We start from the raw sequence: 18,298 nt of genomic DNA on the forward strand, positions 1-18,298 counted from the left end.
GTTGTGGGCAGCGCCGCGATCAGGCCGATCTGGCGCGGGACCATGTAGGGCGGCAGGCTGGCACTCAGCGCCTGGCGCAGCGTATCCCCCAGGGGCGGCGCGGCGGGATCGACCGGCACCACATAGGCGACGAGTTCGGGCACGCCGCCGCGATCCTGCACCGTGGACCCGGCCGCGCGCACGCCGGGCAGCGCGGCAAGCTGCGCCTCGATCTCGCCCAGTTCCACGCGATAGCCGCGGATCTTGACCTGGGCATCGATCCGCCCGTGATAGAACAGGTTGCCGGTCTCGTCGCGGTGCACCAGGTCGCCGGTGCGATAGAGCCGCCCGTGGCGCGGATGATCGATGAACTTCTCGGCCGTGAGATCGGGGCGATGGCGATAGCCGCGCGCCACCCCGGCGCCGCCGATGCACAACTCGCCCTGCGCGCCCTCAGCCACATCGTCCAGCGCATCGTCGAGCACATAGGCGTGCATGCCCGGCACGGGGCGGCCGATGGTGATCGGCCCACCCGGCACGATATCGCCGCGCAGACAGGTGACCGCGCATTCGGTCGGGCCATAGCCATTGACCAGCCGCCGCCCCTGCGCCCACAGCGCGGCGATATCGGCCGGCAAGGCTTCCCCACCGACATAGAGCAGCTTGAGATCAGGCAGCGCCGCCTGAGGATTGCTGCAGCCACTGCTGCGCAGCAGGGTGGGCGGCGGGCAGAACACGCTGGCGCGGTGATCGGCCAGCCAGGCGACAATGTCTGGCCCCAGCCGCGCGGCCGCATCATCCATCACCAGCAGCGTGGCGCCACTGGCCAGTGCCAGCCAGATTTCCTCGATCGAACTGTCATAGGCGACCGACGAGCCCTGGACCACGCGGTCTCCCGGCCCCAGCGCAAATTCGGCCAGATCGGACGCGACCAGATTGGCGATCTGGCGATGCTCGATCATCACCCCCTTGGGTTTGCCCGTGGTGCCCGAGGTATAGATCAGATAGGCCAGCTGCGTCGGGCCGACCTGGGGCAGAGCCGCGCCGCCAGCAGGCGCTTGGGCCAGCAATTGCGCCGGATCATGCACCGCGCAGGCGCCATGGGCCAGGCCCGCCAGCCGCTCCAGCGCGGCCGGTTCGGCCAGGATCAGCGCGGGCTGCGCGTCTTCCAGGATATCGACGACGCGGCCATCGGGGAACGAGGGATCGAGGCAGGTGAACGCGCATCCGGCCTTGAGCACGGCCAATTGCGCCAGATAGAGCAGTGGCGACGTGCGCGGCAGGTGCAGCGCCACGACCGGTTCGCCGCCGGGCGCAGCGGCAGGCAGGCGCGCCAGGATCGCGTGGGCCAGAATGTCGCTTTGCGCGGCGAGATCGGCATAGCTGATCGCCTGGTCGATATCGCGGCCCTTGCCGGCCGGCACGAAGATGGCGCAGGCCTGTGGATGGCGCGCCGCCGCGGCCGCCAGAAAACCGTGCAGCGTCATGTCGTTTTGCAGTTGGTGTCCGCCCATATCCGCCCCCTAGCGCCGATGTTGCGCCGGTCAATCGGGAACCCCGCACAAAAACGCCGAATTCGGACAGGCCAACCGTGCGGAATCCGCGGCAGCATCCGCCCGTTCGACCCAAGGTACAATTGCCCGAACGGGGCCCCTTTGCGCATTCTCGGCCAGAACACGGAACGGGCCGCAGGGCTTCGTGGCAGGTCGCATAGCATGCCACCGTTTCACACGTCATTCGCCTTAAAGCATATGCAAGGAGAGGCCCCATGTTGCAGGAAGCCATGACCAAGTTTTCGGCCCAAAGCCCGATCAAGGCCAAGTTCGACAACTTCATCGGAGGCAAGTGGGTCGCGCCGGTTCGCGGCCAGTACTTCGACAACGTCTCGCCCGTAACCGGCAAGCCGGTGTGCCAGGTGGCGCGCGGCACGGCCGAAGATATCGAACTGGCGCTTGATGCCGCGCACAAGGCACGCGAAGCCTGGGGCCGCACCTCGCCCGCCGATCGCGCCAATATCCTGCTCAAGGTGGCGCAGCGGATGGAGGACAACCTCGACCTGCTGGCGATGGTCGAAACCATCGACAACGGCAAGCCGATCCGCGAAACCACCGCCGCCGACGTGCCGCTGGCGATCGACCACTTCCGCTATTTCGCCGCCTGCGTGCGCAGCCAGGAAGGCACCCTGGGCGAGATCGACCACGACACCGTGGCCTATCACTATCACGAACCGCTGGGCGTGGTCGGCCAGATCATTCCGTGGAACTTCCCGCTGCTGATGGCCGCATGGAAGCTGGCGCCCGCGCTGGCCGCCGGCAACTGCGTGGTGCTCAAGCCCGCCGAGCAGACCCCGATGTCGATCCTGGTGTTTGCTGAACTGATCGCCGACATCCTGCCCGAAGGCACGCTCAACATCGTCAACGGCTTTGGCATCGAAGCGGGCAAGCCGCTGGCCACCAGCAAGCGCATCGCCAAGATCGCGTTTACCGGGGAAACCTCCACCGGCCGGCTGATCATGCAGTATGCCAGCGAAAACCTGATCCCGGTGACGCTGGAACTGGGCGGCAAGAGCCCGAACATCTTCTTTGCCGACGTGATGGACGCCGACGACGACTATTTCGACAAGGTGCTCGAAGGCTTTGCCATGTTCGGCCTGAACCAGGGCGAAGTGTGCACCTGCCCGTCGCGCGCGCTGGTGCAGGAATCGATCTATGAAAAGTTCATGGAACGCGCCGTGGCCCGCGTGCAGAAGATCCGCCAGGGCAGCCCGCTTGATCCCGCCACGATGATCGGCGCGCAGGCCTCGCAAGAGCAGATGGAAAAGATCCTCTCGTACATCGACATCGGCCGTGGCGAAGGCGCCAAGGTGCTGACCGGCGGCAGCCGCGCCACGCTTTCGGGCGACCTTGCCGATGGCTATTACGTGACCCCCACCATCCTGGAAGGTCACAACAAGATGCGCGTGTTCCAGGAAGAAATCTTTGGCCCGGTGCTGGCCGTGACCACGTTCAAGGACGAAGCCGAGGCGCTGGCCATCGCCAACGACACGCAGTTCGGCCTGGGCGCGGGGGTGTGGACCCGCAACGGCAACCGCGCCTATCGCTTCGGCCGCGAAATCCAGGCCGGGCGCGTGTGGACCAACTGCTACCACCTCTATCCTGCCCACGCTGCCTTCGGTGGCTACAAGCAGTCGGGTATCGGGCGTGAAACCCACAAGATGATGCTCGATCACTATCAGCAGACCAAGAACCTGCTGGTCAGCTACAGCACCAAGGCGCTCGGCTTCTTCTGAGGCGCCGCGATGAAAGGCGCCCCCGGCGGACAACAGGGGCGCATTTTCCGGGGCGGGTGCGACAAGCGCCCGCCCCGCTTGGCTTGGAGCAATGATGCCATGGCAGATATTCCCGCCCGCGTGATGTCAACGCCGGCAGCCGATGAATGGATTGCCCGGCTGACGGCCATGCACGGACCGCTGATGTTCCACCAGTCGGGCGGCTGCTGCGATGGATCGGTGCCGATGTGCTATCCCCGCGGCGAGTTCAAGGTGGGCGGGCAGGACGTATTGCTGGGCCATATTGCCGGCGATGTGCCGGTGTGGATCGGCGCGGCGCAGTTCGAATATGCGCGGAACACCCAGCTGACCATCGATGTCGCGCCGGGGCGCGGCGCCGGCATGTCGTTGGAAACGCCCGAAGGTATTCGCTTTCTCGGCCATGCGCGGCTGTTCACCGATGCCGAGGCACTGGCCCTGGAAGAAGGTGGGCCACCGCCGCGCGGAGAATCCTGAGCAAGCCATCATATTTTTGTATCGCCGCCCTTTCCGATAGCGGCCGAACCATTGTATTGTGACCCTGCATTGATCGCCGCCCTGCGCGCGCGAAGGCAACGATAACAAGACAATAGCGGCGATTGGAGAGGGTCTTGGATATTCGCACCTGCGAGGTTGGCGTGGCTTCATCCCATGCATCCGATCCTTTCGAGGCCTTTGCCCAGATCAGCCGGTCGATCGCGCCAGAACATCTGGCGGGGGCCGTGATGTTCTGTTCCCACCGCTATGACCGGGAAATGCTGGCACGGGCGGCGCGCGGCTGGTCGATGGAACGGTTTCCGATGATCGGTTGCACCAGTTCGGGCGAGTTGACCGAGGCCGGCTATGACGAGGATTCGATCAGCCTGATCGCGTTTCCGGCCGACAGTTTCCACATGGTCAGCCACCGGTTTGACGATCTGGCGCACTTCGATGCCGGCGCGGCGCGGGCGGCAGTGCGCGACCTGGTGGCGCGCGCGGAAGTGGGCAGCGAGCGTCTCTCGATCCAGTCCCTGGGCCGCAAGGTGAACCATGCCGCGCTGTTCCTGGTCGATGGCCTGTCGCACAGCGAGGAATTGCTGGCGATGACCGTGCAGGATGCGCTGGGCGAAATCCCGCTGGTGGGGGGATCATCGGGCGATGGGCTGATGTTCAAGGAAACCGGCATCTATTCCGATGGCATGTTTCATGCGGCTGGCGCGGTGGTGGCGATCGTGTCGACCACGCGGCCGCTGCACGTGTTCCGCCGCCAGCACTATAAGCCCGGCGCGGTCAAGATGGTGGTGACCGGAGCCGATGCCGGCGCCCGCCGCGTAACCGAGATCAATGCCGAGCCGGCGGCCGAGGAATACCTGCGCCTGGCCAGCACGGTCTATGGCGGGATCGACATGCGCAAGCCCGACATGGCGCTGTTTGCCGCCTGCCCGCCGATGGTGCGCGCCGGGGGCGATTATCACGTGCGGGCGGTGCAGACCGCGCATGCCGACGGCAGCCTCACGTTCTATTGCGCGATCGACGAAGGCATCGTGCTGACCTTGGGCGAGCCGGTCGACCAGCTGGAAAGCCTGAATGCGACGATGGCGGAAATTCGCGAGGCGGTGGGCGAAATCGACCACATCATCGCCTTCGACTGCGTGCTCAACCGCATCAATGCCGAGCGGCGCCAGCTGGGCCGGCCGATTTCAGAAATCTATCGCCGCAACGGCGTGGTGGGCTTCAACACTTATGGCGAGCAGTTCCATGCGCTGCATGTCAACCAGACGTTCAGCGGGCTGGCGATCGGGCGATGACGGATAGCGCGCCTTTTACCACGGCTGCGCCAGAGGATGCCGCGCAGCATATCGCGCGGCTGGAAGGCGAGTTGCGCAAGCTGCGCAAGATCAACGCCACGCTGATCGACCGGGTGGAGCGATCGACCGACCTGTCGCATTCGGCCTTTTCGATGTTCGAGCGGGCGATCACGCTGGAGCAACTGGTGCGCGATCGCACCCGCGCGCTCGAACAGGCCATGGGCGAACTCGCCACGGTCAATGCCAAGCTGGCCCAGGCCCATGCCAATGCCGAAGCGGCCGAGACGCGGCTGCGCGATGCGATTGAGTCGATCAACGAGGGCTTTGCCCTGTTCGATGCCGAGGATCGCCTGGTGCTGTTCAACGAGGCCTATATGGGCTTCTGGCCCGAAGTGGCCGAGCTGCTGCCGGAAAATCCCACGTTCCACGAGATTATCAGCCTGCTGGCGCAGCAGCGCCGTCCGGCCGGCGCGCTGTCGGCGCCCGATCGCTGGGTGTCAGACCGGCTGGCGCGCCATGCCGTGGCATCGGGCGGCCATGTCCAGGCCCTGTCGGACGGGCGCTGGATCCAGATCAACGAGCTGCGCACCAGCGAGGGCGGCATCGTTGGCATCTATACCGACATTACCGAGGCCAAGGCCGAGGATGCCCGCGCCCGCGCCCGCGATCTGGCCGAACAGAACCTGGCGTTGCAGGCCCTGCTCGACAACCTGGTGGAAGGCGTGTGCATGTTCGATGCCGGCCGCCGCCTGACGGCGTGGAACGGCGCCCTGCAACGCCTGCTGGGCCTGGCCGGCGACGCGAGCGCGGCGATCGGCAACCACGAAGACCTGGTGCGCTTCTGCGCCCAGACCCTGGCGATGGACGGGGCCGACGCACTGGCTTGGCGCACCGAGGCCGAGGGCACGGTGCGCAACCGCCTGGCCACTGTGGGCGATCGCATCTGGGAAGTGCGCACCACCGCTACGGCGCTGGGCGGCATGGTGGTGGGCTTCCTGGATGTGACAGAGCCGACCACCGCCCGGCAGATCCTGCAGAATACCGCCGAAACGCTGGAACGCCGCGTGGCCGAGCGCACCACCGAGTTGACCGCGCTTAACCGCCGCCTGGCATCCGAAGTGGCCGAACGCCGCGCGATCGAGGCGCAGCTGCTGGAGGCCAAGACCGCAGCCGAAATGGCCAACCGGTCAAAGACCAGCTTTCTTGCCGCCGCCAGCCACGATCTGCTCCAGCCGCTCAATGCCGCGCGGCTGTTCATCGCCGCGCTGACCGAACGGCGGCTCGCCCTGCCCACCCGCGCGCTGGTCAACCAGGCCTCCACCTCGCTCAATTCGGTGGAAGACCTGCTGGAAACCCTGTTCGAAATCTCGCGCCTGGATGCCGGTGCCATCACCCCCAACCTCACCGACGTGAACCTGGCCGGCCTGCTCGGCACGTTGCAGACCGAATTTGCCCCGACCGCGCATGCGGCGGGCCTGACGTTTGCCGTGGAAGCCGCGCCGGTATGGGTGCGCAGCGACGCGCGCCTGCTGCGCCGCATCCTGCAGAACCTGGTGTCCAACGCCATCCGCTATACCGGCAGCGGGCACGTGCGCGTTACGACCGACAGCCCCACCCCGGGCCAAGTGCGGATCAGCGTGGCCGATACCGGCCCGGGCATCCCCAAGGACCAGCAGGAACGCATTTTCGAAGAGTTCCGCCGGCTCGACAACAGCCACCGCATTCCTGGCAAGGGCCTGGGCCTGGCGATCGTGCGCCGCGCCACGGCCATGCTGCAGCATCCGCTGGAATTGACATCAGACGCAGGCGCTGGCGCGTGCTTTGCCATCACCGTGCCCTTGGGCGAAAGCCAGGCCGATACTGCTCCCACCACGGCCAAGCCGGTGCGGGATCGCGCCATCCAGGGCCGACGCATTCTGGTGATCGACAACGAAACGCAGATCCAGCTGGGCATGGAAACGCTGTTGACCGGTTGGGGTTGCCAGGTCTTGGTTGCCGGCAGCGGGCCGGCAGCGATCGACCGGCTGGGCGCAGAAACGCCCGATGTGATCATCGCCGATTTTCACCTCGACCATGCCGAAACCGGCGACCAGGCCGTGCACGATGTGCGCGCCAGCCTGGGCCGCAGCGTGCCCGCGATCATCATTTCGGCCGATCGCAGCGAGGAACTGAAGGAACGCCTAGCCGGGCAGAAGCTGCCCCTGCTGGGCAAGCCGGTAAAGCCGGCGCAGTTGCGCGCGCTGTTGCAGACGATGATGCATTGAAACGGGCGGAGTTTGGCGCCCTTCGACAGGCTCAGGACAGGCCCTTCGACAAGCTCAGGGCGAACGGAGGTTTTTCATTAAAGCCCGTTCGGGCTGAGCTTGTCGAAGCCCCTGCGCGGGACCGTAGTTTCAGGCTTCGCACCACCCCCAACCCCCTCCTCTAAAGAGGATGGGGCTTTAAGATCAATACCTTAACCCCCCTCCTCTTCAGAGGAGGGGGTCGGGGGGTGGTGGAAGCCACAGCATACCGTCAATCGAAATGGACGCGGTTGGCCAGGATCACGGCCTGGGTGCGGCTGAACACGCCCAGCTTTTGCAGGATGGCCGAGACGTGGGCCTTGACCGTGGTGAGCGAGACATCGAGATCGTGCGCGATCTGCTTGTTGAGGCGGCCATGCACGAGATGGTGCAGCACCACCTTTTGCTGCGGGGTCAGGCTGTCGATCCGCGTGCGAATCTGCGCTTCCTCGGCGCTGGCGGGCGTTTCTTCGAGGCCGGTATCGGGAATGTAGATTTCGCCAGCCATGACCATGTGCAGCGCATTGACGATGCCATCGCGCTTCATCGACTTGGGCAGGAAACCGGCCGCGCCGGCAGAGAGCGCTTCTTGCACCAGGGCGCGGTCAAAGCTGCCCGAGACCATCAGCACCGGCACCATCGGAAATGCTTCGCGCAGTTGCACCAGGCCCGACAGGCGCGTGGCATCGGGCATGTTGAGATCGAGCAGGACCAGATCGCAATCGCCATGACTGGCGAGCACCGTGCAGGCTTCTTCGACGCCGGCCGCTTCGAGGATGTCGCAATGCTCGAACGTAACGGCAAGCAGGCTGCGCAGCCCGTCCCGCACCAGCGGGTGATCATCGACAACCAGGATGCGTTCGGGTGTGGCGTTGGCCATAGCGGCACTATCGGCCGGCCGCGGGGAAAAGCAAGAGGGGGAAGGTGCGCTCCGCACCCGCAAGGGTGTGCGGGACCCGCCGCCTTCCACAACGGGCCCCACGATGGCCCGGGGCGCTGTTGCCAGCACCCCGGTGAAGGGCAGGGGGCGGGAAGCCCCCCAGCTTCCGCCCCGACCCATCATGACTTGGGCAGCTTGAACACCCAGAGCGCGCCGCCCTGGCTGATTTCCTTGAAGGTCTTGGCGACCTCGCCACCCCACAGCGGCACGGCGCCGCCCCAGCCCGACATCACGGCGACATACTGTTCGCCATCCTGTTCCCAGGTGATCGGCGAGCCGACCACGCCCGAGCCGGTGTTGAACTTCCACAGCTCCTGCCCGGTCTTGGCGTCAAAGGCCTTGAGATAGCCTTCGGGCGTGCCCGTGAAGACCAGGCCGCCAGCGGTGCTCATCACCCCACCCCACAGCGGGGCCTTGTTCTTGTATTCCCACACGATCTTGCCGGTCTTGGGATCCATCGCGCGCAGGGCGCCGATGTGATCTTCGGCGATCGGCTTGATCGTGAAGCTGGCGCCGAGATAGGCCGCGCCCTTCTTGTAGGCGATCGGCGTGTTCCAGATGTCCATGCCCCAGTCGTTCGACGGGATGTAGAACAGGCCGGTCTGGTCGGAATAGGCCATCGGCATCCAGTTCTTGCCGCCCAGGAACGAAGGGCTGGCGAACACGGTCTTGCCCTTGGCCTCGCTGCCGCCGGCCATGTCAGGCGCGCCGGGGCGGTTGTCGTCGATATAGTTGGGGCGGCCGGTCTTGGCGTTGAAGCCGTTGGCCCAGGTCGTCTGCATGACGAACTTGCTGGCGCTGATGAACTTGCCGTTGGTGCGGTCGAGCACGAAGAAATAGCCGTTGCGATCGGCCTTGGCGCCCAGCTTCATCGCCTTGCCGTTGACCGTGGCGTCGAACGGAATGAATTCGTTCACCCCGTCAAAGTCCCAGCCATCGTGCGGCGTGGTCTGGTAATGCCAGACGATCTGGCCGTTGTCGGGGTTAATCGCCAGCGTCGAGGCGGTATAGAGATTGTCGCCCTGGCGCAGGTGGCTGTTCCACGGCGCCGGGTTGCCGGTGCCGAAGAAGATCAGGTTGGTTTCCGGGTCATAGGTGCCGCCAAGCCAGGTGGCGCCGCCGCCGGTCTTCCACAAGTCACCCGGCCAGGTGGCATTGAGCTTGCCGGTCATGCCGTTGGGCTGGCCACGCAGAGTGCCCATGTGGCCTTCGATCACCGGGCGGCTCCACACCAGTTCACCGGTGTTCACGTCGCGCGCCTCGACCACGCCAACCGCGCCGAATTCACCGCCCGATACCCCGGTGATGACCAGGCCCTTGACGATCAGCGGCGCAGCGGTCTGGCTGTAGCCGGCCTGGTAATCGGCCACGGTCTTGTTCCAGATGACCTTGCCGGTCTTGCGGTTGAGCGCCACGACGTGCGCATCAAGCGTGCCGAAGATGATCTTGTCGCCATAGATTGCCGCGCCGCGGTTGACCACGTCGCAGCAGGGCATGATGCCATCGGGCAGGCGGGCATCGTATTCCCACTGCTTTTCACCGGTGCGCGCATCGAACGCAAAGACGCGGGAATAGGAGCCGGTGACATAGATCATGCCGTCATAGACGATCGGCTGCGATTCCTGGCCGCGCTGCTTTTCCCCGCCGAGCGAAGCGGCAAAGGCCGGCACCATCTTGGCGACATTGGCGGTGTTGATCTGCGTGAGCGGGCTGAAGCGGTGCGCCTGCGGCCCCATGCCATAGGTCAACACGTCGCCTGTGGTGGTGGCATCGGCCATCAGGTCGGCATCGCCCGGGCCCGCAGCGGGCGCGCCATCGGCCAGCGCAGGAGCGGCCATGGCGATGGCCAGCACACAGGCTGCGGTCGCCTTGAAAAATCCCTTCATCATCACACCTCCGATTGATCGTGCAGCCTCTCGTGCGGGCTGATCACGTTGCGCTGATTATGGGGGGCGGATGGTGGTTTGCTGCGGCCGGTGCCCCCTGCCCCGCCCACCTGACATCTGGGAACCTATTCCATCGTGCGTAGGCCACAATTGGACCTTGGCACTAGGTTTGCTGCGCAACAATTGCCCCTCCACCACGCGCTGCGCGCGCGGTCCCCCTCCCCGCCGCTGCGCGCCAGGGAGGATCTCGTATCCTCCCCACATGGTGGGGAGGTGGCAGGCCGTAGGCCTGACGGAGGGGTGGGCCTCAACCCGCCAGCGGCGCCTGCCAGTTCACGCCATAGGGCTGGCACAGCGCGGCCAGGCGGCCGTCTTTCTGCATCTGGCCCACGATCTCTTCCAAGGCATCACCCAGCGTGCGGCTGGATTCCTTGACCGCCATGCCGACGTCCCAGCCGGGGCTGGTCATCATCGGCAAGGGCCCCTTGCGCCGGGCAAAGCCGCTGGCCTGGCCTTTGAGGCCGTATTCGAGCTGGGCCGTGGTCGCCATGGCGGCATCGGCATCGCCCTTGACCAGGGCCGAAACCGCCGACACGCCATTGGGATAGTGGGCCACATCCTTGGCGAGCGCGCCGCCGAATTGGCCCATCAGATAGTAATCGGGGATCGTGGCCACTTCGACGGCCAGCTTGTGCCCCTTGAACGAGACGGGAATGCCTTCGCATTCCAGGCCCTTGCCGGTGGCGCAGGCTAGGCCGAAGCGTTCCCGCGCATAGGGCGCGACGATCGCCACCTGGTCTTGCGCGGCGGCAAAGGCGGGATCAAACGGCACATGCAGCATGACATCGGCTGCCTGGAACCCCAGCAGCCCGCCACGCCACACCGCATTGCGCAGATCGTCTTCGACGCTTTCGCCGGCCGGGAAGATCGCCAGATCGGCTTTCACGCCGAGTGCTACGGCCAGGGCGCGACCGAGATCGGCATCGATGCCCTTGATCTGGCCGCCCTCGTCCCACGACCATGGCGCATTGTCCTGGTAGATCGCCACGCGCAGCATGCCGTTGGCCTTGACCTTGGCCAGAGGGGCTGCCTCCACCGCGCGGGGCAGGACGGCAGCAGCGGCAAGGCCAGCCAGCAGGGTGCGGCGCGTGACAGCCACCGGCTTATTCCTCGTGCACGGTTTCAAGCCAGGCGCGGATGGCCCAGCCGGCCTTCTGGCCCAGGATCTCGCCCATTGGCGGCATATAGACCTTGCCGTCGCGCACCGAGCCATGGTGATAGCGCTGAACAAACCATTCATCGCCGGAATCGCCCAGTTCCAGATAGCGCAGATCGGGCGCGATGCCGCCGGAAATGGCATCGATGCCGTGGCAACGCGCGCAATTCTGGGCATAGGCGTGATGGCCGATCTCGATCGCCTTGGCATTGCCGCGATAGGGATTGTGCTGCAACCAGGTGTCGTTGTTGGGCTGGATATCGGGCAGCGCCGTGGTATCGACGGGCTGCGGCGTCACATCGCCATGGGCCAGGAGATGCGTGGCGCCGGCAAGGGTAAAAACCCCGGCTGCCGCGCAGAGCGCCAGTCGTCCGGTGAACTTCATCGCGTCATTCCCTTTCCCAGTTTTATGGTCTGGCACGAATCTTGGCCTTGGCAAGCTCCGTGACACTGCGGATGGTGATGAACCATGCAAGCCATGGGAGAAATTGACCTTTGGTCGAATGCCCAGGCGGGCAGGCACCGCCTAAGGTGGATATGACGGAAGAGGATCCTGCCCCATGCGTTTGACTGCTCGCGCGGCGCTCGCCGCTATCGCCGCCCTGCTGCCGCTCGCCACCGCGCAGGCGCAGACCGTCTATGTCAGCAACGAACGCGGCAATTCGATCAGCGTGATCGACGGCGCGAGTGGCAAGTCCCTTGCCACCTGGCCAGTGGGCGAACGCCCGCGCGGCATCACCCTGTCAAAGGATGGGCGCTTCGTGCTGGTCTGCGTGAGCAACGACAACGCGGTCAAGGTGATCGACCGCCAGACCGGCAAGATCCTGCGCGAAATCGGCGCGGGGCAAGACCCGGAACAGTTCTTCTTGAGCCAGGATGGCAAGACCGTGTTCGCGGCCAACGAAAACGATGCCGCCGTCAGCGCGATCGATCTCGCCAGCGGCCGCGTGGCGTTCCAGGTTTCGGTGGGCAAGGAGCCGGAAGGCATTGCGCAAAGCCCGGACGGCAAATGGCTGGTCGTGACCTCGGAAGAAGACAACGCGGTGAGCTGGATCGACCTGGCCAGCCATGCGGTGGTTTCCACCATGGAAACCGAAAAGCGCCCGCGCCACGTGGAATTTACCGCCGATGGCAAGCAGCTGTGGATCGCGGCCGAAGTGGGCGGCGTGGTGCAGATCGCCGATCCGCAGACGCGCGCGATCACGGCAACGATCCACTTCGCGATCCCCGGCGTAGCCGATTACAAGATCATGCCCTGCGGCATCCGCTTCACCCCCGATGGCAAGACGGCCGTGGTCGCGCTCGGCCGGGCCGATCGCATCGCCTTGGTCGATGTGGCGAGCCACACGGTCAAGACCACGATTCCGGTGGGCAAGCGCGTGTGGCATCTCGCGCTCAATGCCGATGGCACGCGGGCCTATACGGCCAACGGCCTGTCGAACGATGTTTCGGTGGTGGACCTGGTGGCGGGGCAGACCATTGCTACGGTGCCGGCAGGCGTGGCGCCCTGGGGGGCCGTGGTGGGGGATTGAAGGCCCTGCCTTTCCCGTCAACTGACACGGGGATGGGGTTCGCGCAAAGGCGCTGAAGCGCAGAGGTTCTACAAGCACCCCCTCCGCCAGCCCTGCGGGCTGGCACCTCCCCCACCGGCGTGGGGGAGGATCTTGTACCGCAAATACCGCAAACTTGCGTAGTTCCTTGGAACGAGAACCATAGTCCAATTTCGCTGCGGGCCGCCCCGGCGCATCGTTCCGCCTGCCCTTTGGGGCAAGAAAACGATGGCAGGGGATGGACCAATGAAGGGAAAAAAGGGGCTGGCGCGCGTTTTGCTCGCCGCGACGACCGCGCTTGGGATGACGTTGGGCGCCGCGCCCGCCATGGCCGGCACATCGGCCGCGCTGCTCAAGCGACTGCATGAGAAAGGCATCCTCTCTGACGAGGAATACCAGCAGCTGCTGCGCGAAGATGAAGCCGAAAATGCCGCGCCCGCACCTTCTGCGGCACCGGCACCGGTAGCCGCCGCAGCCGCACCTGACAGCGACCGCTTCGTGCGCCGCACCGCCAGCGGCGTAGGCCTGGAGGTGGGCGATGTAACGCTCAGCTTCTCGGGCTCGGTCAACGGCTTTTACGTGCACGACAATCCACAGTCGCCCTCGGCCCGCACGGCAGTGGCCGGTGGCATCGCCAATGTCGGCGGAAACAGCACCTCTTCGGTGCGCAACGGCCTGCTGCCGGGCTTCCTCAAGGTGGAAGCCACCACGCACCAGGGCGGCTGGGATGTGGGCGCGCACTTTGGCATGTATCCTGGCATCAACAGCGCTGCATGGGGCACGCTGGGCGCCAACAACGGCGGCCAGCCCACCGCGCTCGCCACCTCGGGCATCGATTTCCGCCAGACCTATCTCACGTTTGGCCGCGCCGGCTTTGGCGAGATCAAGATCGGCCGCGATATCGGCCTGTTCGGCTCTGACGCCATTCTCAACGATATCACGCTGCTCTCGTCCGGCGCGCCGGGTGGCAACGTGGCGCCCGCCAACACCACGCTGGGCCGTATCGGATCGGGCTATATCTACACCGATTTCCAGCCGCAGATCACCTATACCACGCCCGCCTTCTCGGGCTTCAAGGCGGCATTCGGCGTGTTCCAGCCGTTGAGCTCGCTTACCGGACCGGCTGAACAGAACGGCAGCCCCGGCTTCCAGGCCAAGCTGACCTATGATGGCAAGCTGGGCCCCGTGGGCGCGCACCTGTGGCTATCGGGCGTTACGCAAAAGCACGATACCGTGGCCAGCGCCTATAGCTACACCGGCAAGGGACTCGACGTGGGCGCCAAGCTGACGGTCGGCCCGGTTACGGCGGTGGGCTATTACTACACCGCGCAGGGCCTGGGCACCACGGTGCTCAACCTGCTCGACAGCGATGGTCTGGGCCATGCCCGCGACAGCCACGGCTTCTATGCGCAGGCCCTGGCCACGTTCGGCAAAGTCTCGGTCGGCGGCAGCTATGGCGAAAGCCGGCTCGACTTTGCCAACGCGGTCGACGCTGCCACCACGCCCACGCTGGTCAAGAAGAACAGCAGCTATGTCGGCCAGGTCCGCTATGGCCTGACCAGCTGGGTCACCCTGATCGGCGAATATGTCTCGGCCAAGGCCCAGGCCCACAATGGCAACAGCGCCAAGTCCGACACCGTAGCCCTGGGCGGCATCCTCTTCTTCTGATCGGCCTTTACCCGGTACCGATCATCACCGCCCCGGCGCTTGCTCTCCAGGCGCCGGGACATTGGCCGGACAGCCCAGTTCCCCGGGCCTGTCCGGCCTTTTTTGTGCCGATCCCTTTTCCGCTGAACTGATGCGCACGAAAAAGGCCGGGTAGCGGCTTGCTACCCGGCCCGGTCCGGTTGCGACCCGGAAAGGCGACGTTTACTTGAGGCTGGTGAGATAGCCGACCAGTTCGGCCCGCTTGGCCGGGTCCTTCAGGCCGGGGAACGACATCATCGTGCCCGGCACCAGCGCGCGGGGGTTTTCGATCCACTTGTCGAGCGTGGCAGCATTCCACGTCAGGCCCGATTTCTTGAGGCCATCGGAATAGCGGAAGTTGGCCGCGTGCGTGCCGGCTTTCTTGCTCACTACGCCATAGAGGTTGGGCCCGATCTTGTTGGGGCCGCCCTTGGTGTTGTCATGGCATATTGCGCAGCGGGCCCAACTGGCCGGGGCCGGCGGCGGGGCAGCATGGGCGCTGCCAGCGATCAGGAACGCGGCAGCAAGTGCCGGGGCAATCAGGCGTTTCGACATAACTCCTCCACTCCACAGTCTGTTTGCACCAGCCCTGCCATGATGCCGGCCATGCCGATATTGGACTATTGGCCGAGCGCGCCGCCGTTTCCACAAGTCCCCTTTAGTTGGTTGGTTAATTGACAAGGGTGCCGCAAGGCTGGCAGATTGCCCGGCAAACATGCCAAGAGGATTGCCTGCCGCCATGATCAAGACCCGCTTTACCGAACTGTTCGGCGTGGAACACCCGATCGCCCAGGGCGGCATGCAATGGGTGGGCACGGCCGAACTGGTAGCTGCGGTGGCCAATGCCGGCGCGCTGGGCTTTCTCACCGCGTTGACCCAACCCACGCCCGAAGCGCTGGCCAAAGAAATCGCGCGCTGCCGCACGATGACCGACAAACCCTTTGGCGTGAACCTGACGATCCTGCCGGCGATCACCCCGCCGCCCTATGCCGAATATCGCCAGGCAATCATCGAAAGCGGGATCACTGCGGTGGAAACCGCCGGCTATCGCCCCGATGAACACGTCGCCGCATTCAAGGCGGCCGGGGTCAAGGTGATCCACAAGTGCACGGCAGTGCGCCACGCGCTTTCGGCCGAGCGCATGGGCGTGGACGCCATTTCGATCGACGGCTTCGAATGCGCCGGCCACCCCGGCGAGGACGACGTGCCCGGCCTGATCCTGATTCCCGCCACGGCCGACAAGGTGAAGATTCCGATCATTGCCTCGGGCGGGTTTGGCGATGGGCGCGGCCTCGCCGCTGCGCTGGCCCTGGGCGCCGAAGGCATCAACATGGGCACGCGGTTCTGCGCCACGCAGGAAGCGCCGATCCATGACGGCATCAAGCAGGCGATCGTGGCCAACGACGAACGCGCCACTGCCCTTCTGTTCCGCAGCTATCGCAACACCGCACGCGTGGCACGCAACAGCGTGGCCGAAGAAGCCGTGCGGATCGAGCGCGAGGGCAAGCCGTTCGAGGCAATCGCGCATCTGGTAAAGGGCGCGCGCGGGCGCGAGGGGCTGATCTCGGGCGATCCCGAACACGGCATCTGGACCGCCGGCATGGTCCAGGGCCTGATCCACGATGTGCCGACCGTGGCAGAACTGGTGGACCGCATCATGAGTGACGCCAAGGCGATCATCACCGCGCGCCTGGCCGGCATGCTGGCCGATTGAACCGGCAGGCGAATCGTCTGAGCGGCGTGGGCCGGGCTGTTCGCGATGAAATGCAGCCCGGCACCGCTACAAAACCGCCGGTATTACTTGGCAGGCGCCAAGTAGTTTGCCAGGCGTGGCACCGACATTGACAAATCGCTGTTCCTTTGCCATATGCTGCTTTGCTAACGTCGCCTGCGACGGATTTTGAAGCTCACGCCTGGCGCCAAGCGCGTCATTCATACGGGCAAGCCGATCCTTCCTTTCTCTCGCTACAAGCTCCGCCAGCGCTGTTGCTGGCGGGATCCCCTGTTTCGTGAAAAGGAAACACCCATGCTGACCGGCACCGTAAAGTTCTTCAATACCGACAAGGGCTATGGCTTCATCGCCCCCGATGGCGGCGGCGCAGACAGCTTCGTCCACATCAGCGCCGTTGAGCGCTCGGGCATGGCCACGCTGTCCAAGGACCAGCGCGTCCGCTTCGAACTGGAAACCGATCGCCGCGGCAAGGAAGCAGCGGTCAACCTTCAGTCGGTTTAAGCCCATGGCCAAAGAGGATCTCCTGACCCTTGAAGGCCAAATCGACGAGATCCTTCCAGATGGACGCTTCGGCGTCCTTCTGGAAAACGATCACCGGATCATCGCCTACACCGCGGGCAAGATGCGCAAATTCCGCATCCGCTCGATCGTCGGCGACCGGGTCCGGGTCGAGATGACCCCCTACGACCTTACCAAGGGTCGTATCGTCTATCGTGAAAAGATTGCAGGCGGCCCGGCCGCCATGCGCAAACGGCGGTAGACGCCCAACAATTATAAAAGGCGCCAAACAGGCGCCCGGGACTATCATGAATACGCAATATACGTTCTCTACTTCCAATCTGCATACCACCTACCCCCTGCCCTCTCCGCGCGGCGCCCAGCGCCCGCAACCTGCCCCTTGTGGGTTGAGCCGGCAGCAACTGCGCGACATCGTCGCCCAGATGGTAGGCTGAACGCCAAACCGGCAACCTCGCCCGAAGGAAAAGACCATGTCCGAAGTACAGGACTTCTACCTCAGGCAGGTTGCCCTCAGCGCCAAGGCTGCCAGCGACAGCGGCCTGGCCAACCAGCGCGACAAATACCTGCGCTCCCAGGCCGCCTGGCAAGCCCTGGCCGACCGCGCTGGCAAGACCGCCGCGGCCAAGGCCGCCAATGACGCCCAAAAGCTGGCTGATGCCCCGCTCGACCTTGAGCAGGCGCCTACGGATTTCCCGATCTGAACTGTGCGCCGGTCGGCCTGCGACAAAGGCCGATCATCCTCCGAGCGATCCTCGCCCGCATCTCCACATTTTCCGACGCAACCGAAATGGTGAGCCCTGCTGGGTTCGAACCAGCGACCTACTGATTAAAAGTCAGTTGCTCTACCGACTGAGCTAAGGGCCCCCGAGGCGCGGCTTGGCGCTTGGTTGGTGCGCTCACCTAGGGGCGGGGCGGCGGCGGGTCAAGCGGGAAGCCAGGTGTTTTGTCGCCAAACCTGTGAGTGGGTCGCGCCAATCGCGGGCGACGTGCAGCGCCGGGCCGATCACGAACGGGCGCTGGCGGAATGCGGGGTGGGGAATGACCAGGTTGGCGTGAATATCGGCCAGGGCGCCGCCCGACCACAGCACGATATCGAGATCAAGCGTGCGCGCCCGCCAGGGAGCGCCACGCCGCACGCGGCCGAAGCGGTGTTCGAGGCTTTGCAACCGGGCCAGTAGCTGCGCCGGATCGAGCCGGGTGGCGATCACCGCGCAGGCATTGGCATAGCGCCGTCGCGACGGGCCGAGCGGTGCGCTGGCGATGATCGGCGAGAAAGCCTGCAGCGCCAACCCCGCATCATCGAGCGCGCGCGCCGCCGCGCGCAGCACCTGCGCCGGGGCACCGTGGCGCGGGTGGCGCACGTTGGAGCCCAGGGCGATCAGATAGCGGTGCGGCGCGGTGGCGGGCATGCCCG

The 18,298-nt window shown here is 65.3% G+C and carries 17 protein-coding genes and 1 tRNA gene; 10 read left to right on the forward strand and 8 right to left on the reverse strand.

Annotated features, from left to right (window positions below; all coding sequences use genetic code 11):
* Positions 1–1,493, reverse strand: a 1,493-nt coding sequence (locus H926_RS27340) for an amino acid adenylation domain-containing protein (protein WP_148291738.1), incomplete at its 3' end; no start/stop codon positions are given.
* A 254-nt stretch (positions 1,494–1,747) separates the two neighbouring features.
* On the opposite strand from H926_RS27340, the gene adh reads away from it, so the two are divergent.
* The 4 genes from adh (at position 1,748) to H926_RS0112610 (ending at position 7,337) form a co-directional block, all read left to right on the forward strand.
* Entirely contained in the window at positions 1,748–3,268 is a 1,521-nt protein-coding gene (gene adh / locus H926_RS0112595; RefSeq protein ID WP_022676621.1) for an aldehyde dehydrogenase, read from the forward strand.
* 99 nt (positions 3,269–3,367) lie between these two features.
* Positions 3,368–3,763: a DUF779 domain-containing protein gene (locus H926_RS0112600; protein ID WP_028657937.1), complete on the forward strand. Its 396-nt coding sequence runs from the start codon at positions 3,368–3,370 to the stop codon at positions 3,761–3,763.
* Between the two features lie 134 nt (positions 3,764–3,897).
* Positions 3,898–5,073: an FIST N-terminal domain-containing protein gene (locus tag H926_RS0112605; protein ID WP_022676623.1), complete on the forward strand. Its 1,176-nt coding sequence runs from the start codon at positions 3,898–3,900 to the stop codon at positions 5,071–5,073.
* Positions 5,070–7,337 (forward strand): NahK/ErcS family hybrid sensor histidine kinase/response regulator, encoded by a 2,268-nt coding sequence (locus H926_RS0112610; protein WP_022676624.1) that lies wholly within the window; start codon positions 5,070–5,072, stop codon positions 7,335–7,337. The genes H926_RS0112605 and H926_RS0112610 overlap by 4 nt, the downstream gene beginning before the upstream one ends.
* Positions 7,338–7,587: 250 nt before the next feature.
* Here the strand turns inward: H926_RS0112610 and H926_RS27345 are convergent, their stop codons facing one another.
* The 4 genes from H926_RS27345 to pedF all read right to left on the reverse strand — a co-directional run bounded on the left by H926_RS27345 (position 7,588) and on the right by pedF (position 11,782).
* Positions 7,588–8,235: a response regulator transcription factor gene (locus H926_RS27345; protein WP_022676625.1), complete on the reverse strand. Its 648-nt coding sequence runs from the start codon at positions 8,233–8,235 to the stop codon at positions 7,588–7,590.
* A gap of 179 nt (positions 8,236–8,414) precedes the next feature.
* On the reverse strand, positions 8,415–10,184 hold the full coding sequence (locus tag H926_RS0112620) for a PQQ-dependent dehydrogenase, methanol/ethanol family (RefSeq protein WP_022676626.1): 1,770 nt from the start codon (positions 10,182–10,184) through the stop codon (positions 8,415–8,417).
* A 304-nt stretch (positions 10,185–10,488) separates the two neighbouring features.
* Complete coding sequence (locus tag H926_RS0112625) at positions 10,489–11,340, reverse strand: ABC transporter substrate-binding protein (protein ID WP_028657939.1); 852 nt, start codon at positions 11,338–11,340, stop codon at positions 10,489–10,491.
* 4 nt (positions 11,341–11,344) lie between these two features.
* Positions 11,345–11,782: a cytochrome c-550 PedF gene (gene pedF, locus H926_RS0112630; RefSeq protein WP_022676627.1), complete on the reverse strand. Its 438-nt coding sequence runs from the start codon at positions 11,780–11,782 to the stop codon at positions 11,345–11,347.
* Positions 11,783–11,957: 175 nt separating this feature from the next.
* Between pedF and H926_RS0112635 the strand changes: the two genes are divergently transcribed.
* Positions 11,958–12,929, forward strand: a complete 972-nt coding sequence (locus tag H926_RS0112635; protein WP_022676628.1) for a PQQ-dependent catabolism-associated beta-propeller protein — start codon at positions 11,958–11,960, stop codon at positions 12,927–12,929.
* A gap of 264 nt (positions 12,930–13,193) precedes the next feature.
* A complete protein-coding gene (locus H926_RS0112640; RefSeq protein ID WP_022676629.1) occupies positions 13,194–14,615 on the forward strand; it encodes a hypothetical protein in 1,422 nt (473 codons plus the stop codon).
* Positions 14,616–14,816: 201 nt separating this feature from the next.
* On the opposite strand, the gene H926_RS0112645 is transcribed toward H926_RS0112640, so the two are convergent.
* On the reverse strand, positions 14,817–15,188 hold the full coding sequence (locus H926_RS0112645) for a cytochrome c family protein (protein WP_028657942.1): 372 nt from the start codon (positions 15,186–15,188) through the stop codon (positions 14,817–14,819).
* 184 nt (positions 15,189–15,372) lie between these two features.
* Here H926_RS0112645 and H926_RS0112650 point away from each other — a divergent pair, with 184 nt between their 5' ends.
* From H926_RS0112650 to H926_RS27350, 4 genes are all read left to right on the forward strand, one after another.
* The gene (locus H926_RS0112650; protein ID WP_022676631.1) at positions 15,373–16,347 is read left to right on the forward strand and encodes a nitronate monooxygenase family protein; all 975 of its coding nucleotides are present in this window, start codon (positions 15,373–15,375) and stop codon (positions 16,345–16,347) included.
* A 312-nt stretch (positions 16,348–16,659) separates the two neighbouring features.
* Positions 16,660–16,866 carry a cold-shock protein gene (locus H926_RS0112655; protein WP_028657943.1) on the forward strand — a complete coding sequence of 69 codons (207 nt, stop codon included), beginning with the start codon at positions 16,660–16,662 and terminating at the stop codon, positions 16,864–16,866.
* A 4-nt stretch (positions 16,867–16,870) separates the two neighbouring features.
* Entirely contained in the window at positions 16,871–17,125 is a 255-nt protein-coding gene (gene infA / locus H926_RS0112660) for a translation initiation factor IF-1 (protein ID WP_022676633.1), read from the forward strand.
* A 229-nt stretch (positions 17,126–17,354) separates the two neighbouring features.
* Positions 17,355–17,585, forward strand: coding sequence for a hypothetical protein (locus tag H926_RS27350; RefSeq protein ID WP_022676634.1), 231 nt, complete (start codon positions 17,355–17,357; stop codon positions 17,583–17,585).
* Positions 17,586–17,672: 87 nt separating this feature from the next.
* Here H926_RS27350 and H926_RS0112670 read toward each other — a convergent pair.
* Positions 17,673–17,748, reverse strand: a tRNA-Lys gene (locus H926_RS0112670).
* 32 nt (positions 17,749–17,780) lie between these two features.
* Positions 17,781–18,293, reverse strand: coding sequence for a 2-amino-4-hydroxy-6-hydroxymethyldihydropteridine diphosphokinase (folK, locus tag H926_RS0112675; protein ID WP_022676635.1), 513 nt, complete (start codon positions 18,291–18,293; stop codon positions 17,781–17,783).
* Between the last annotated feature and the right edge of the window lie 5 nt (positions 18,294–18,298).

It is taken from the genome of Novosphingobium sp. B-7 (assembly GCF_000410615.1).
Classification (GTDB): Bacteria; Pseudomonadota; Alphaproteobacteria; order Sphingomonadales; family Sphingomonadaceae; genus Novosphingobium; species Novosphingobium capsulatum.